This window comes from Burkholderia sp. A9, assembly GCF_000801975.1.
Map to the genome: position 1 here is coordinate 1 of NZ_JSZN01000011.1, position 16195 is coordinate 16195.

Consider the following 16195-nt stretch of genomic DNA (forward strand, 5'->3'; position numbering starts at 1 on the left):
CCCGAATCCTTCACGCCGCCATACGGCATGTTGTCGACACGGAACGACGGCACGTCGTTGATCACGACGCCGCCCACCTCCAGTTCGTCCCACGCGCGCTGCGCATGCGCGAGCGAATCGGTGAACACGCCGGCCTGCAGCCCGAAGTCGCTGTCGTTCACGCGCGCGAGCGCATCGTCGAAGCGGTCGAATTTCTCGAGGATCGCGACCGGGCCGAACGCCTCCTTGCGGTACAAGTCCTGTTCACGGCCGACGTTCTCCAGCAGCGTCGCCTCGAACATCGCGCCGTCGACCTTGCCGCCCGCGACGATCTTCGCGCCCGCCGCGACGGCCGCGTCCATCCAGCCCGACAGCCGGCGCGATTCGGATTCGGAGATCATCGGGCCGACGAACGTCGACGGATCCTTCGGATCGCCCATCTTCAGCGAACGCGTCTTCGCGACCAGCTTGTCGCGCAGCACGTCGTACAGGTCCGCATGCACGAGGATCCGCTGCACGCCGATACAGCTCTGCCCCGACTGGTAGTACGCGCCGAACGCGAGACGGTCGACCACGTAGTCGAGCTGCGCGCGCTGGTCCGCGTCGACGATCGCCGCCGCGTTGCCGCCGAGTTCCAGCACGACCTTCTTCTTGCCGGCCTTCTCCTTCAGCGCCCAGCCCACGGCCGGCGAGCCCGTGAACGACAGCAGCTTGAAACGCTCGTCGGTCGTGAACAGGTCCGCACCGTCGCGATGCGCGGGCAGCACCGAGAACGCCCCCTTCGGCAGATCGGTTTCCGCAAGCACCTCGCCGATGATCAGCGCGCCGATCGGCGTGCGGCTCGCGGGCTTCAGCACGAACGGACAGCCGGCGGCCAGCGCGGGCGCGACCTTGTGCGCGGCGAGGTTCAGCGGGAAGTTGAACGGCGAGATGAACGAGCACGGGCCGATCGGCACGCGCTTCGTGTAGCCCGTATAGCCTTGCGCACGCGCGGAGATCTCGAGGTTGATGATCTCGCCGTCGATGCGCACCGATTCGTCGGACGCGACGCGGAACGTATCGATCAGCCGCGTCACTTCGCCCTTCGAATCGTTGATCGGCTTGCCGGCCTCGATGCACAGCGCCTCGGCCAGCTCGTCGAAACGCTCGCGAAAGCGCGCGACGCAATGGTCGAGCACGGCCTGCCGCTTGTAGGCCGGCATCTCGCGCATCGGCTTCGCGGCGTCGACCGCCGCGGCAATCGCCGCGTCGATCGCCTTCGCGTCGGCCAGCGCGACGCGCGTCGCGACCTTGCCGCTGAACTTGTCCGTCACGTCCAGATCGGTATTCGCGTAGACGGCTTCGTTGGCGAGGTAGTACGGATAGGTATCCTTCAGCATGGGGTGCTCCTTCCGGTGAACGGCGGATTCAGAGTTGCGCCGACAGGCGCTTGATTTCGCGATTGAGCACGCGCTCGTTGTCCGAATAGTCGATCGGCACGTCGATCACATGCACGCCCGGCGTGGCGAAGCAGTCGCGCAGCAGCGGCTCGAGATCGTCGGCCGCTTCGACGCGATGCCCGTGCGCGCCGTAGCTCTGCGCATACGACACGAAATCGGGGTTCTTCAGCGTCATCGCGAAATCGGGGAAGTTCATGTTTTCCTGCTTCCAGCGGATCATCCCGAAAGCATCATCGCGCAGGATCATCACGACGATGTCGAGCTTCAGCCGCACGGCCGTTTCGAGTTCCTGCGAATTCATCATGAAACCGCCGTCGCCGCACACGGCGATCACCTTGCGCTGCGGATGCACGATCTTCGTCGCGATCGCCGACGGCAGGCCCGCGCCCATCGACGCGAGCGCGTTGTCGAGCAGCAGCGAGTTCGGCTCGTGCGCACGCCAGTAGCGCGCGAACCAGATCTTGTACATCCCGTTGTCGAGGCAGACGATCCCGTCGAGCGGCAGCGCGGTGTACAGGTCGTTGACGATCCGCACCGGATACATCGGGAAGCGCGGGTCGTGCTGGCCCTTCTGCAGGTGCGCGTCGAAATGCTCCTTGATCATCGCGAAGCGCGCGAAATCCCAGTGCGTCTGCGGCGTCACCGCTTCCTTCATCTGCCACACCGCGTTCGCGATGTCGCCGACCACCTCGATCTGCGGGAAGTAGACGGGATCGACCTGCGCGCCGAGGAAGTTCACGTGGATGACGGTCTTGTCGTCCGCGCGCATGAAGAACGGCGGCTTCTCGATCACGTCGTGCCCGACGTTGATGATGCAGTCCGCATGCTCGATCGCGCGGTGCACGAAGTCGCCGTCGGACAGCGTCGCGTTGCCGAGCCACAGCGGATGCGTCTCGTCGATCACGCCCTTGCCCATCTGCGTCGTGAAGAACGGGATGCCCGTCTTGTCGACGAATTCGAGCAGCATCTTGCAGGTCGTCTTGCGGTTGCCGCCCGCGCCGATCATCAACAGCGGATGGCGCGCGGCCTGGATCGCGTCGACCGCATGCGCGACCGCCTTCTCCTCGGCCACCGGCCGCCGGCTGTAGCTGCGCGGGATCGGCTTGCCGTCGCCTTCCTCGTGCGCGATGTCTTCCGGCAGTTCGAGATGCGCGGCGCCCGGACGCTCCTCCTCCGCGCGGCGGAACGCCTCGCGCACGGCCGACGGGATGTTGCCGATCGACACGATCTGCCGCGTGAACTTCGTGAGCGGTTGCATCATGTCGACCACGTCGACGATCTGGAAGTGGCCCTGCTTGCTCGACTTGATCGGCTTCTGCCCGGTGATCATCAGCATCGGCATGCCGCCGAGCTGCGCATACGCGGCGGCCGTCACGAAGTTGGTCGCGCCCGGCCCGAGCGTCGCGAGACACACACCGGTACGGCCCGTCAGGCGGCCGTAGGTGGCGGCCATGAACCCGGCCGCCTGTTCGTGCCGGGTCAGCACGAGCTTGATCTTCGATCGCCGCAGCGATTCGAGCAGATCGAGGTTTTCCTCGCCGGGAATGCCGAACACATACTCGACGCCTTCGGCTTCCAGCGCCTTCACGAACAGATCCGATGCTTTCATGGGGGACTCTCGGTTGATGCCGCCTGCCCGGCCTACGGACGCGCGGCGTTCAGAACGCGCGCCGGCCTACGGCGCGCGGACGCTTTACCTACTGGACACAGACCACGGCACTGCCCGCCGCGCGCAGCACGGCGGCGCCTCCCGATGAGGAGGACAAACGGATCCGCCCGTGCGCGGCATGCGCGCACGGACGGCAAAGACGTTTTTGATTGTAGACGGATTCGCGGAATTCCGGCTTCGACCGGATGACCGATCCCGCCTCGACAGGATCGGCCTGATGGCCAATTCGGCCCCAAACGGCGCGCGCCGCCCTACTGTTGGGGCAACCGAATTCCACTCATCGAACATGTGAACCATGGTTGACATATTGCAATCCATGCCCTACAGTGCGCCTACATTCAGCATCCGGACCACCGACGTCTTCGACGCGTGGTTTGCCGGCCTGCCGGATCGCGTCGCGCGGCGACGCATCCAGGCGCGCATCGATCGCCTGTCGATGGGCAATCCGGGCGACTGGAAATCCGCCGGCTCCCCCGTCGTCGAAATGCGGATCGACCACGGCCCCGGCTATCGCGTCTATTACGTCAGGCGCGGAACGATATGGGTGATCCTGCTCTGCGGCGGCGGCAAGTCGACGCAACAGGCGGACATCCGCGCCGCGCACGCGATGCTCGCGCGGCTCGACCTGGAGTGATCGATGGACAAGATCAAGACCCGGCCGTGGGATTCGGCCGAACACCTGAAAACCGACGACGACATGGCCGACTACTTCGAGGCCTGTCTGCAGGAAGCCGGCGACGACCCGGCCTTCATCGCGCATGCGCTCGGCGTGATCGCCCGCGCGCGCGGCATGTCGCAGGTCGCGCGCGACGCGGGCCTGTCGCGCGAAGGGCTGTACAAGGCACTGTCGCACGACGGCAATCCGAGCTTCGGCACGATCCTGAAGGTCATCAAGGCGCTCGGCCTGCAACTGCACGGCGCGAAGGCGCACGCATGATGCAGCGGCGCGCGGCGGCGTGCCACGTGCGCGACGGCGGCGGCCGCGTCAATGCAGCCAGCCGCCCACCCAGCGCGGCAGCAGCGAGACCAGATACAGCCCGAGCCCGATCAGCCCGCCGACCAGCGTGCCGTTGATGCGGATGTACTGCAGGTCCTTGCCGATGTTCAGCTCGATCTGCCGCGACATCTCGCGCGCATCCCAGTTGCGCACCGTGTCGCGAATGTGACGCATCAGGAAATCCGCGAAATCCGGCGCCATCTCGTGCACGGCTTTCTCGACGTGCTCGTTCAGCGATGCGCGCAGCGCCGGGCTCTCTGCGAGCCGCGCGCCGAGCCAGCCGCCGAGCGTCGCGGCCTGCCGGTGCAGCGCCGAATCGGCGCGCGCGAGATCAGCCTTCAGCCATGCACGCAACTGATCCCACAGATCGCGCGCGTACTCGTTGAACGCGTCGCCGTCGCGGATGTAGCGCTTGATCTCGTCACCCTTCGCGATGAACGCCGGATCATGCTTCAGCCGCTCGGTCAGGCGCACGACCGTGCGGTCGAAGCGCTGCCGCAACTCGTGCTCCGGATCCGCCGCCACGCCTTCGAGCACGCGGCTCACCGCGCTCGCCAGCATCCGCGCGCCGTTCTCGCCGAACCACTGCGTCGGCATCAGCTTCTCGACCTTCGGGTATTGCGTCTTCAGCCATTCGACGATGAAGTCCGCGATCACCTCGCGGTTCTCCTCCCTGTCGAGCACGTCGACCACCTGTTCGATCGCGTCGTCGAGCAGCGCCTGGTGGCGGCCGTCCTTCGTCAGCGTGTCGAGAATCGCGCCGGCCGACTGCGACAGGTCGACCCGGTCGATCACCGCGCGGAACGCATCGTGGACGAACGACTGGATCCTCGCGTCGTCGGTCATGTCGAGCGCGAAGCTCATCAGCTTCGTCACGTAGCTGCCGAGCGCGTCGGTGTTCGCCGGCTCGCCGAGCCACGCGGCGAGCTTCTGCGCGGGATCGTGCTGGCGAATCTGCGCGGCGAGCGCGTCGGGACCGAGGAATTTCTCGCGCACGAACACCGCGAGGTTGTCGGCGATCTTGTCCTTGTTCTTCGGAATGATTTCGGTGTGGCGCGACACGAACGGGATCGGCACGCGACGGAACAGCGCGACCACCGCGAACCAGTCGGCGAGCGCGCCGACCATCGCGGCCTCGGCCACCGCCTTGAAACCGTCGACCCACGGGCCGCGCGGCAGCATGATCATCGTGACGAACACCGCGACGGCGGCCAGCAGCAGCCATAACGCGCGGCGCTTGCTTTGTTTCAGTTCGAGGGCTTTGTCTGGCGTCATGGGCGACCGGTGAAACGGCAATGCCGCTAATATGCACCGATCGCCGCCTTGCGACAAACCCGCATGCGATGCGCGGGCCGGACATGCTGCCCGCGGCGGGCTTCCATCCCCCGCCGGGTACCGCCGCGAACGCGGCCACCTGATCCGCGTTCGCGCGCTGCCTCAGAGCAACGTCTTCAGGTTCACCGCCGGATCGGCGAGTTTCACCGGATCGGGCACCGCGCCTGCCGCGATCAACCGGCGCGATGCACCGATGTCGCGCCCCAGGTTCGCCGCGGCGACCGCCGCGATCTTCCCGTCGTCGTCCAGCCCGAACACCGTGAACGGCCCGCTCGCCGGATCGCCGCGCACGACCGTGGTCTGCTCGCTGCCGAACAGCCCGAGCATCTGCAGGTTGCAGTCGTACTGATCGGACCACAGCCACGGCAGCTCGGCATAGGTTTCGTCCGCGCCGAGCAGGTTCGCGGCCGCGACGGCCGGCTGGTTTTCCGCGACTTGCCACGACTCGATCCGCACGTGACGCCCGAGCAGCGGATTGAAGTGCATCGTCACCTCGCCCGCCGCGAAGATCGCCCGATCGCTGGTGCGGCACCCTGCATCGACACGGATCCCGTTGTCGACGTCGAGCCCGGCCGCCTGCGCGAGTTCGACATTGGGTACGACGCCGATGCCGACCACGACGATGTCGGCATGCACGTCGTCCCGATCGGTCTCGACGATCGCACCGCCGCCCGGTGCCTGACGAATCGCGCGCGGCAGCGTCGCCATCTGAAAGCTCACGCCGCGCGCGTCATGCAACTGACGCGCATACGCGCCGACGACTTCCGGCAACGCGCGCTGCAGCAAGCGCGCGGCCGGGTCGATCACCGTCACGTCGCAACCGAGCTGCCGCGCCGCAGCGGCCACTTCGAGGCCGATGAAGCCGCCGCCGAGCACCGCCACGCGACGGCCCGGCGCGAGCTGCGCGCGCAACGCCCGCGCGTCGGCAACGGTGCGCACGTAATGCGGAACGACGCCTGCGTCGACCGGTCCGCCGAACGCACGCACGCGCGAACCCGTCGCGAGCACGAGCCGCGCGTACGGCAACGTCGCGCCGTCATCGAGCCGCACACGCTGCGCATCGCGCTCGATCGCCTCGACGCGCGTGCCGAGCCGCAGCTCGATGCGTTGCGCGTCGTACCACGCGGCATCGCGCACGAACGCGCGCTGCTCGCCGCCGTCGTTCAGCAGCGCATCCTTCGACAGCGCGGGCCGGTCGTACGGCAGCTCGGGTTCGGCGCCGATCATCACGATGCGCGCATCGGTGTCGCGCGCACGCAGCGCTTCGGCCGTACGCCGCGCCGCGTGGCCGGCGCCGACGATCACGAACGGGTCAGCCGACATTGACTTCCACCTGCCCGTCGACGATCCGGACCGGATAGGTCCGCACCGGCTCGGTGATCGGCGCGCATTTCGGCGCCCCCGTGCGAATGTCGATCAGCCCCTGGTGCAGCGGGCACTCGACGCAACCGTCTTCCACATAGCCTTCGGACAAGCGCGCATGGCCATGCGAACACAGGTCGTGCATCGCGAACAGTTCTTCGCCGATCCGGAACACCACGATCGGCTTCTGGCCGGCGACGCGTGCCGCCGGTTCGTCTTCGGAGAATTCGTCGAATGCACCCAGCGGGTGCCATTCGGCGAGCGTTGCTTCGGTCATGTCGTTTCCTTGGCTGTCAGATCGGGGTCGCGAGCAGGGTCTGCACGCGCGACGTGTCGTAGATCACGCGCTTGGTCTTGTAGCGCAGCCCGTCGGGCGTACGCACGACCGTGTCGTAGTACTTGCCGGCCTGGTACACGTTCGATTCGCCGTTGCTGCGGGTCTGCACGACCACGTAGTTGCTCTCGGTGTCGATCTCGCCGTCACGCTCCGCGACGATCGTCAGGCCCGACGTCATGTGCCGGTACGTGTGCTCTTCAAAGATGTTCGCGTGCCGCAGCGACACCACGCGGTCGCGCAGCATCCGCTGGTTCGTGCAGTGGACGATCCCGACCGGCAGCCCGAGATCGGCGTTCTCCTTCGGCACGATCTCGTACGTGCAGTCCTCGGTGAACATTTCCGGCCAGTGTTCGAGCCGGTCGTTGTCGAGGTGGCCGATGTAGCGGTTCTGGAGCATGTAAATCTCGAACCACGTCTTCATGTCTTCCGTCATTTCGCGCTCCCGCGTCAATAGCCCATCAGCTTCTGGTAGCCGACCCAGAACTTGCGGATCAGGCTTTCGGTGATCACCGTGTCCTGCTGGTCAGGATTGCCGCGCGACATCTCGATCACCGACGTCGCGTCGGCGTCGCGCACCGTGCCGCGCTGCACCAGCTCGGTCGCCTCCGTGTCTTCCATCGAGATATAGCCGGCCGGCCCGACCAGGTTCGCCTGCTTGATGCGCAGCGCGCGCAGCTCGGGCGTGTCGTCCGCGTAGCCGAAGAAGTGGAAGATCAGCTCGAAGTTGTCCGGCCCCTTCGGCAGGATCTGCCGCGCGACCAGCGTGTTGTGGATCTGCTGGATCACGAGTTGCGGGAAGATCGGCTGGATATGGTTGGTGCAGTCCTCGTCGTATTCCGACACGAGATCGAGGATCGACTCGTCTTCCAGATGGAAACCCTCGTCGAACGACCGGATGTTCTGCTGCTTGTACGCGGCCGACGTATCGTCGCCCGTTTTCGTCACCGTGATGATGCTGTGCAGCCCGTGGTTCGCATCCGGAATCGAGCGCGCCTTCATCCCGACGCGGAAGATATTGAAGGTCGTATGGAACAGGTGCAGCATGCTCGCGTGATACGGGTCCTTCACGTTCTCCATGTACAGCTTCCAGTTCGACTTCGAATACTGGCGCGTGCAGCCGAGATACTCGATCGGCTTGTGGAAGATCCGGTCGATCCACGGACGCATCTGCTCGCCGAGATAGTCGGGCAGCGGCGCCACTTCGTCGCTGAAGCTCGCGAACACGAGCCCGCGATAGCTGTCGACGCGCAGCTTGCGCAGCCCGTGCTGCTTCGGGTCGAAGTCGGCCGGCATCCCGGTCATCCCCTTCTGGCCGCGCCGGAACGGCACGCCGAGCAGGTTGCCCTGGTTGTCGAAGCTCCACTGGTGATAGACGCACGTGTGCGAGCTCGCGTTGCCGCGCGACTTGCGGCAGACCTGCGCGCCGCGGTGCGCGCAGCGGTTCACCCATGCGGACAGCGTACCGTCCTCGGTGCGCGTGACGACCACCGGCGTGTCGCCGACGAACGTGCTCTTGAAGTCACCGGCGTTCGGAATTTCCGCTTCCAGCGCAACGAAGTTCCACGTCGGGCCGCGAAAGATGCGTTCCTGCTCGCGTTCGTAGACGGCCTGCGAGCTGAACACCTTGTACGGCACGCGCGAGCCGTCGTCGTGCGGAAAGCGCACGGCGGACGCGTCGTCGCGCGAGGCGAACACGACGGGCGATTCTGTCTGCTCCATGTCGGACTCCTTGTGGTTCCGTTTCATTAACAAGATGGAGTCCATTTTTGAAAGGCTAATATTCGCCGTCTATCCGGAAAGTGCGATTGCGGCGGCGCAATATCCACTTTCGGCGGATTTCTGCGCTAGCATGGCGACACACGCGACCCAGCGCACGATCGCGACCCATTCGTCGGATTGAAGCGCGCGTCGCTCATACAAAGGCTGAGGCCCATGTCCCCAACGTCGTTCGAGCCGCTCGCGCTGCGCGCGCACCGGCTGTTCGAATCCCGCGATCTCGACGAGACGCGCGAGCGGATCTCGCGCGTGATGCAGCCGCATGCGCTGTTGCCGAACGGCCGTACGCATGGTGCGTCGCACATGGATTTCGTCAGGCTCGGCGGGCTCGGGATCGGCACGATCGCATTCGGCGACGCGATGCGCGTGCAAGTCGACGCGGTCGACGGCTACTACCTGCTGATGTTCTGCCTGTCCGGCCAGGCCGAGGTACGCGCGATGGGGCGGCAGCTCGGCGTCGACGGCCAGACCGGCGTGCTGTGCGCACCCGGGGAGCCCTTCGACGCAGTGCTGTCGGCCGATTGCGAGCAGTTCGTGCTGCGCATCGACGCGGCCACGGTCGGTTCGCTGACGGGCGACCCGCGCGCGACGCTCGATCCCGTGCTGCACGTCAGCGACGCCGCACTCGCCGCATGGCGCCAGCAGCTGATGCTCGTCGCACGCTCGCCCGAGCTGCTCGAACGCGCGAACTCGAACCCTCGCGTTGCGTCGCAGCTCGAGCACCTGCTGATCGACCTGCTGATCGAGGGCCACCCACCGTCGGTACTGCACGCGTCACACCGCGATCCGGCGCCGGGCTTCGTGCGGCGCGCGCAGGAGTTCGTGAACGCGCACTACGCGCAGCCGCTGCAACTCGCCGATATCGTCCAGGCCGCCAACGTGCCGGAACGGACGCTGCGCGACGCCTTCCTGCAGTTCCGCGGTACAAGCCCGATGCAATACCTGCGCGCGACGCGACTCGACCACGCGCGGGAATTGCTGCGCGAGTCGGTGTCCGAGCGACGGATCGCCGATATCGCGCTCGATTGCGGGTTCACGCACCTCGGGCGGTTCGCGATCGCGTATCGGGAGAAGTTCGGCGAATCGCCGTCGGAGACGCTCGACGGGAAGCGATAGCGGTAGCCTGCGCTGACTTGCCGGCTGGTCGCCGGTTACGTCAGCTGCGAATGACATCGCATCGCGATGTCCTCTCCGAATTGGGCCGGGCGCCTCAAAATTGACCGTTAGTTGCGGTTAATGCGTGAACGGTCAATCCTGTGCCGCCGGCACGATCATCTCCCGCGCGATTGCACAGAACGCGGTCGTCGCGGCGCTTTCGCCGTGCAGCCGGCGGCTCATGATGATCGGCGACGTCGCCGTGGGTTCCGGCAGCCGCCGGTAGACGACCCCCTTCACGCGCACGCCTTCGACACTTTCCGGCACCAGCGACACGCCCACCTGCGCGGCGACGAGCCCGAGCGCCGTCTGCAGTTCGCGCACCTCGTGCACGGCCGCCGGCACGAGCGCGCCGTCGCGCAGCGCCGACAGTTGCTGATCCGCGAAGCTCGGCCGCGGCGTGCTCGGATAGACGATCAGCGTCTCGTTCGCGATGTCCGCAAGCGTCAGCGGCCGGTCCGGAGCGGCGAGCGGATGCCCGACCGGCAGCGCCGCGATCAGCTTTTCCTCGATCAGCGCCTCGCGCACGAGCTGGTCGTCGTCGAAGCGCAGGCGGCCGAACCCGACGTCGATCCGCCCACCCTTCAGTGCGCCGAGCTGTTCGAGCGTGAACATTTCGATCAGCGACAGCTCGACGTCCGGCTGCGCCTCGCGAAACGCGCGAATCACGTCCGGCAGCGCGCCATAGAGCGTCGACGGCACGAAGCCGATCACGATCCGTTTCGACAACTGCGCGAGCCGCCGCGTCAGCGGGCCGAGCTCGTCGGCCTGTTCGACGACGCGCGTCGCCTGCGCATAGAACACGCGGCCCGCGTCGGTCAGTTTCAGCGGCCGTGCGCCGCGCTCGAACAACGGCAACCCGACCTCGTCCTCGATCGCCTGGAGCTGGCGGCTCAGCGGCGGCTGCGTCATGTGCAGCCGCTCCGCGGCCCGCGTGATGTTCATTTCCTCCGCGACGGCGATGAAGTACCGGAGCTGGCGCAATTCCATTTCATGCCTCAAAGGTATGGAAGTAGTCGGAAAGAGTGTTGGACGACGCCGGGCGGGAATTCCTACCATGTGCACCAACAGGAGGAATCGCATGATAGCAACTGCCGCCACCATCGAACGCATCGAGACGCTGCTCGTCGACGTGCCGACGATCAGGCCCCACAAACTGTCGGTCGCGACGATGAATTGCCAGACCCTCGTGCTGGTCCGCGTTCGATGCACGGACGGTATCGAAGGCGTCGGCGAAGCGACCACGATCGGCGGTCTCGCGTACGGCGAGGAGAGCCCCGAGAGCATCAAGGTCAACATCGACACCTACTTCGCGCCGCTGCTGCAAGGCATGGACGCAACCCGCCCCGGCGCCGCGATGGCCCGTGCGCGCAAGCTGTTCCAGGGCAACCGGTTCGCGAAGTGCGCGCTCGAGACCGCGCTGTTCGACGCGCAGGCGCGCCGCCTCGGCGTGCCGCTGTCCGAACTGTTCGGCGGTCGCACGACCGACGCGGTCGACGTCGCATGGACGCTCGCGAGCGGCGACACGCAGCGCGACATCGCGGAGGCCGAGGCGATGCTCGAAGCACGCCGCCATCGCGCATTCAAGCTGAAGATCGGATCGAACGCGGTCGACGACGACGTCGCACACGTGATCGCGATCAAGCGCGCGCTCGGCGAGCGCGGCGACGTGCGCGTCGACGTGAACCAGGCATGGACCGAAACCGAGGCGATCCGGGCCGGCGCCCGACTCGCGGATGCCGGCGTGAGCCTCGTCGAGCAGCCGATCGCCGCGACCAACCGCGCGGGGCTCAAACGTCTCACGCAGCTCGCACAGATTCCGATCATGGCCGACGAAGCGCTGCACGGCCCCGTCGATGCGTTCGCGCTCGCGCAGGACCGCGCGGCCGACGTGTTCGCGGTGAAGATCGCGCAGTCGGGCGGCCTGCTCGGCGCGGCGAGCGTCGCATCGATCGCGTCGGCAGCCGGCATCGACCTGTACGGCGGCACGATGCTCGAAGGCGCGGCCGGCACGATGGCGTCCGCGCAACTGTTCAGCACGTTCGGCTCGCTGAAATGGGGCACCGAGCTGTTCGGCCCGCTGCTGCTCACCGAGGAAATCCTCGTCGAGCCGCTGCGCTACCAGGATTTCAAGCTGCACCTGCCGGCGACGCCCGGCCTCGGCATCACCTTCGACTGGGCCCGCATCGAACGGATGCGACGCGACGCCCGCTGACCCCACACGACAACCGAAACCGGAGACACAGATGAACAAGCAAGCCATCGACGCACTGCTGAAGACCTTCGACGATGCCGCGGAACAGCCCGGCAACCCGCGCGTGCGCGCGATCGTCAACCGGATCGTGAAGGACATCTGCTACACGATCGAGGACTTCGACGTGCAGCCGAGCGAGTTCTGGACCGCGCTCAACTACCTGAACGAAGCCGGCCGGGAATTCGGGCTGATCGCCGCGGGCCTCGGCCTCGAGCGCTTCCTCGACGTACGGATGGACGAGGCCGAGGAGAAGGCCGGCTTCCAGGGCGGCACGCCGCGCACGATCGAAGGGCCGCTGTATGTCGCGGGCGCGCCGGAATCGGTCGGCCATGCGCGTCTCGACGACGGCACCGATCCGGGCCAGACGTTGATCATGCGCGGCCAGGTGCTCGGGCAGGACGGCGCGCCGATCGCGAATGCGCTCGTCGAGGTGTGGCACGCGAACCATCTGGGTAACTACTCGTACTTCGATCAATCGCAGCCGGCGTTCAACCTGCGCCGCTCGATCCGCACCGATGCCGACGGCCGCTACAGCTTCCGCAGCGTGCTGCCGGTGGGCTACAGCGTGCCGCCGGGCAGCAAGACCGAGCAGCTGCTCGACCAGCTCGGCCGCCATGGCCACCGTCCGGCGCACATCCACTTCTTCGTCTCCGCGGACGGATATCGTAAGCTGACGACGCAGATCAACATCGAAGGCGATCCGCACATCTGGGACGACTTCGCATTCGCGACCCGCGAAGGGCTGATCCCGAAGGTCAAGCAGGCCGAGGGCGCGCAAGGCAAGCCGTATGGCGTCGACGGGCAGTTCGCGCTGATCGACTTCGATTTCTCGCTGCTCAAGGAGAAACAGGACGTGCCGGCGAGCGAAGTCGAGCGGGCGCGTGCGCAGGCCTGAGCGGCCCTCCCGTTCGACGAATCGATAACGCAAGGAGCGCAGGATGCTGTTTCATGTGGAAATGACCGTCCGTCTGCCGACGGACATGGATCCGGTCAAGGCGGCCACGCTGAAGGCCGAAGAGAAGGCGATGTGCCAGCGCCTGATGAACGAAGGGATCTGGCGGCATCTGTGGCGGATCGCGGGGCAGTATGCGAACGTCAGCATCTTCGACGTCGAGAGCGTGCAGCAGCTGCATGACCTGTTGAGTCAGCTGCCGTTGTTTCCGTATATGGAGATGGAGGTGCGGGCGCTGTGCCGGCATCCTTCTTCGGTGCGGGAGGATGATCGGTAAGTGGGTGTGAAGCGCGCCGTTACCGAACGGCCGCGCGAAGCCCGACACGGGCGGCCGGCGATGTTCTCGCCGGTCGCCCGTGTTGCTTTGCAGCCCCTGGCTTCAGGTATCGCCACGCATCATGATGATGTCGCGGCGATCACCGCTCGCGCGCCAGATGCGCCGCAAACCCCACCTGCTCCGGTGCGATCTCCGCCTTCAGCGTCAGCGCCGGAATGTCGTAGTCGCCCGCGTTCTGCCGGCGGAACGGAATCGGCTGCGCGGTCGACAGTTCGTCCAGACGCTTGCCGAGCGCCGCACGCGTTTCATCGAAACGCGCGTCGTCCATCCGGTGCGTCCGATAGATCACGAACGGCGGCAGCACATCGAACCCCGGGTAATACAGAATCCCGTGCTGGATCGGGAACAGCACGTCGTCGATCGGCCCGTTGATGCCGCGCGCGCTGTAGTGCGACTCCCATCCGCCGGTCGTGACGATCACCATCGCGCGCTTGCCCGCGAACGAGCCTTCGCCGTAACGGTCGCCCCAGTGCTGGTCGGAATGCTCGCCGACGCCGTACGCAAAACCATACGCATACACACGCTCGACCCAGCCCTTCATGATCGCCGGCATCGAGAACCACCACAGCGGAAACTGCAGGATCACCGCATCGGCCCACTTCAGCTTTTCCTGTTCGCGCGCGATGTCGTCGCGCTGCGTGCCCGTCTCGAACGCATGCTTCGAATCGAGCGCGGGATCGAAGCGCGCATCGGGGGCGCGACCGGTTACATCGCTCGCATCGAACGCGGCCTTCCAGTTCATCGCATACAGATCGGTCACCTGCACGGCATGACCTGCCGCTTCGAGATGCTCGACCGCGAAGTCCCGCAGCGCACCGTTCAGCGAGCGCGGCTCGGGATGGGCATAGACGATCAGCACATTCATGTTCATTGCTCCGGTGATTGAATGACTGCAGGATGCCGTCGCCGAAGGTATATTGGAAATGAATTGCCGATATTCCAGGTATAGCGATGAACAATCTCAGGCGACTGGATCTGAACCTGCTGGTCACGCTCGACGTGCTGCTCGCCGAGCACAACGTCACGCGGGCAGCGGAAAAGCTGAACCTGTCGCAACCGTCGGTCAGCGTGCAGTTGCAGAAACTGCGCGACCTGTTCGGCGATCCGCTGCTGCTGCCCGGGCCGCGCGGGATGCGGCCGACCGCGCGCGCGGAAACGCTGCGCGAGCCGCTGCGGGACGCACTCGAAGCGGTCGAACGCGCGGTGCTGACGGCCACGCCGTTCGATCCGGCGACCGCGACGAATACGTGGCGCGTGGCCGCGACCGACTATGGCGAATCGACGATCGTCCTGCCCGCGCTGAACGCGCTGCGCTCGGCCGCCCCCGCTACGCGGCTCGCCGTCGTCGAACTCGTGCCGCCGCGCATCGAGCAGGACGCGGAGCGAAACGACATCGACCTGGCGTTCCATACGACCGAAGGTTCGCCGGAAGGCATGCGGCGCCTGCCGCTGTTCGTCGAGCGCTACGTGCTGGTCGGTCGCGCCGGTCATCCGAAGCTGAAGCGGCGCCCCACGCTCGCGCAGTTCGGCGCGCTGGAACACGTGATCGTGTCGCCGGACGGCGGCGGCTTCTTCGGCGTGACGGACGAAGCGCTCGCAAAAGCGGGCGCCGCGCGGCGCGTCGTGCTGTCCGTGCCACATTTCCTGTTCGTGATGTCGGCCGTCGCCAGTACCGACCTCGTCGCGATGCTGCCCGAGCGTCTGGTGCGCGGCACGCCCGCGTTGCGCGTCGTGGAAGCGCCGGTCGACGTGCCGGGCTACGAGATGTCGATGCTGTGGCACGAACGCGTGCATCGCGATCCGGCGCATCGATGGTTGCGCGAGACGATCGCGGCGTCGGTGTAGAACGCTTGCCGCACGGGTACGGCTGCACGCTGCGCCCCTCGCCTCCGACCATTCCGGACCGGTCTCGACGTACGCGCGTTCACTCAGGACTTGAAACCGCCTCGAACACTGTATATATTTACAGTGCTTTTGCACCATTTGACCCGAATTCCGTCACCCATGACGGACGGACTTTTGTGAGGCGACCATGTTCCAGTCATCCGCATTCGATACCGAGCAACCCGGCTTCAACCCCGCCCACTTCGAGCGTGCCGCGCAGCGGGCGGTCGTCGATCTGCAGCGTGTCGTCGGCGGCCCCGCGCAGCGCGCGCTCGGCCTGCGACGCCGCACCCATCCGGCCGCCGTCCGCACGATGAGCTGGCAGGCGCTGCTGAACGTCGAGGAGCTCGCATTCTCGAATACCGGTTTCCTGAGCCGCAACGATCCGACGGTCGTCGACGCGTTCATCCGCCTGCGCGACAGCCGGCTGGTCGCCGCTGACGTCGAAGAACCGGTCGACTGGCGTCGCGACGACGACGACCTGCCGGCCGTCTACCTGATCGTCAAGGCCATGCTCGAAGCGGAAGAGGAAGAACGGGCCGAAGCGGCCTGACGCACGCCGGCCGGTTGCGGATCGCGGTCTGCCGGGATGCGCGTCGCCCCATCGCGTGGCGACGCGGTACGTGCGCTCCGCTGGTATCCCGTGCCAGCGAACCGGGGCATCGGACGAAACGTCGCGAGCCGTCGCGCAGGCAAGCCACCGCCGCGCGACGAACGCC

At 66.5% G+C, this 16195-nt stretch carries 17 protein-coding genes; 8 read left to right on the plus strand and 9 right to left on the minus strand.

Annotated features, from left to right (window positions below):
- On the minus strand, window positions 1-1358 hold a 1358-nt coding region (locus PI86_RS06255; protein WP_039319944.1), incomplete at its 3' end, for an aldehyde dehydrogenase family protein.
- Between the two features lie 28 nt (window positions 1359-1386).
- Window positions 1387-3027, minus strand: coding sequence for an acetolactate synthase large subunit (locus PI86_RS06260; protein WP_039319947.1), 1641 nt, complete (start codon window positions 3025-3027; stop codon window positions 1387-1389).
- Between the two features lie 376 nt (window positions 3028-3403).
- On the opposite strand from PI86_RS06260, the gene PI86_RS06265 reads away from it, so the two are divergent.
- Together PI86_RS06265 and PI86_RS06270 are read left to right on the plus strand one after the other, a co-directional pair.
- Window positions 3404-3721: a type II toxin-antitoxin system RelE/ParE family toxin gene (locus tag PI86_RS06265; RefSeq protein WP_162835533.1), complete on the plus strand. Its 318-nt coding sequence runs from the start codon at window positions 3404-3406 to the stop codon at window positions 3719-3721.
- Between the two features lie 3 nt (window positions 3722-3724).
- The gene (locus tag PI86_RS06270; RefSeq protein ID WP_006750245.1) at window positions 3725-4024 is read left to right on the plus strand and encodes an addiction module antidote protein; all 300 of its coding nucleotides are present in this window, start codon (window positions 3725-3727) and stop codon (window positions 4022-4024) included.
- A 48-nt stretch (window positions 4025-4072) separates the two neighbouring features.
- On the opposite strand, the gene PI86_RS06275 is transcribed toward PI86_RS06270, so the two are convergent.
- The 5 genes from PI86_RS06275 to andAc form a co-directional block, all read right to left on the minus strand.
- Window positions 4073-5359, minus strand: a complete 1287-nt coding sequence (locus tag PI86_RS06275; protein WP_039319955.1) for a DUF445 domain-containing protein — start codon at window positions 5357-5359, stop codon at window positions 4073-4075.
- A gap of 162 nt (window positions 5360-5521) precedes the next feature.
- A complete protein-coding gene (gene andAa, locus PI86_RS06280) occupies window positions 5522-6742 on the minus strand; it encodes an anthranilate 1,2-dioxygenase system ferredoxin--NAD(+) reductase (RefSeq protein WP_039319958.1) in 1221 nt (406 codons plus the stop codon).
- The gene (andAb, locus tag PI86_RS06285; RefSeq protein WP_039319960.1) at window positions 6732-7058 is read right to left on the minus strand and encodes an anthranilate 1,2-dioxygenase ferredoxin subunit AndAb; all 327 of its coding nucleotides are present in this window, start codon (window positions 7056-7058) and stop codon (window positions 6732-6734) included. Before andAb ends, andAa begins: the two co-directional genes overlap by 11 nt.
- A gap of 16 nt (window positions 7059-7074) precedes the next feature.
- A complete protein-coding gene (gene andAd / locus PI86_RS06290; protein ID WP_014900133.1) occupies window positions 7075-7551 on the minus strand; it encodes an anthranilate 1,2-dioxygenase small subunit AndAd in 477 nt (158 codons plus the stop codon).
- Between the two features lie 14 nt (window positions 7552-7565).
- Window positions 7566-8837: an anthranilate 1,2-dioxygenase large subunit AndAc gene (gene andAc, locus PI86_RS06295; protein ID WP_039319964.1), complete on the minus strand. Its 1272-nt coding sequence runs from the start codon at window positions 8835-8837 to the stop codon at window positions 7566-7568.
- A 213-nt stretch (window positions 8838-9050) separates the two neighbouring features.
- Here andAc and andR point away from each other — a divergent pair, with 213 nt between their 5' ends.
- Window positions 9051-10010: an anthranilate 1,2-dioxygenase regulatory protein AndR gene (gene andR, locus PI86_RS06305; RefSeq protein WP_039319968.1), complete on the plus strand. Its 960-nt coding sequence runs from the start codon at window positions 9051-9053 to the stop codon at window positions 10008-10010.
- Window positions 10011-10142: 132 nt separating this feature from the next.
- Here the strand turns inward: andR and PI86_RS06310 are convergent, their stop codons facing one another.
- A complete protein-coding gene (locus PI86_RS06310; protein ID WP_039319972.1) occupies window positions 10143-11039 on the minus strand; it encodes a LysR family transcriptional regulator in 897 nt (298 codons plus the stop codon).
- A gap of 91 nt (window positions 11040-11130) precedes the next feature.
- On the opposite strand from PI86_RS06310, the gene PI86_RS06315 reads away from it, so the two are divergent.
- From PI86_RS06315 to catC, 3 genes are read left to right on the plus strand one after another with little or no spacing between them, the layout of a single operon-like run.
- Entirely contained in the window at window positions 11131-12264 is a 1134-nt protein-coding gene (locus PI86_RS06315; RefSeq protein ID WP_039319974.1) for a muconate/chloromuconate family cycloisomerase, read from the plus strand.
- Between the two features lie 31 nt (window positions 12265-12295).
- Window positions 12296-13198, plus strand: coding sequence for a catechol 1,2-dioxygenase (catA, locus tag PI86_RS06320; protein WP_039319977.1), 903 nt, complete (start codon window positions 12296-12298; stop codon window positions 13196-13198).
- Between the two features lie 43 nt (window positions 13199-13241).
- Window positions 13242-13532 carry a muconolactone Delta-isomerase gene (gene catC / locus PI86_RS06325; protein WP_021157297.1) on the plus strand — a complete coding sequence of 97 codons (291 nt, stop codon included), beginning with the start codon at window positions 13242-13244 and terminating at the stop codon, window positions 13530-13532.
- Between the two features lie 139 nt (window positions 13533-13671).
- Here catC and PI86_RS06330 read toward each other — a convergent pair whose 3' ends face one another.
- A complete protein-coding gene (locus PI86_RS06330) occupies window positions 13672-14457 on the minus strand; it encodes an NAD(P)H-dependent oxidoreductase (protein ID WP_014900140.1) in 786 nt (261 codons plus the stop codon).
- A gap of 86 nt (window positions 14458-14543) precedes the next feature.
- Between PI86_RS06330 and PI86_RS06335 the strand changes: the two genes are divergently transcribed.
- Both PI86_RS06335 and PI86_RS06340 read left to right on the plus strand, forming a co-directional pair.
- Entirely contained in the window at window positions 14544-15437 is an 894-nt protein-coding gene (locus PI86_RS06335; RefSeq protein WP_039319983.1) for a LysR family transcriptional regulator, read from the plus strand.
- A gap of 187 nt (window positions 15438-15624) precedes the next feature.
- Window positions 15625-16029, plus strand: a complete 405-nt coding sequence (locus PI86_RS06340; RefSeq protein ID WP_039319986.1) for a DUF2471 family protein — start codon at window positions 15625-15627, stop codon at window positions 16027-16029.
- Window positions 16030-16195: the final 166 nt, after the last annotated feature.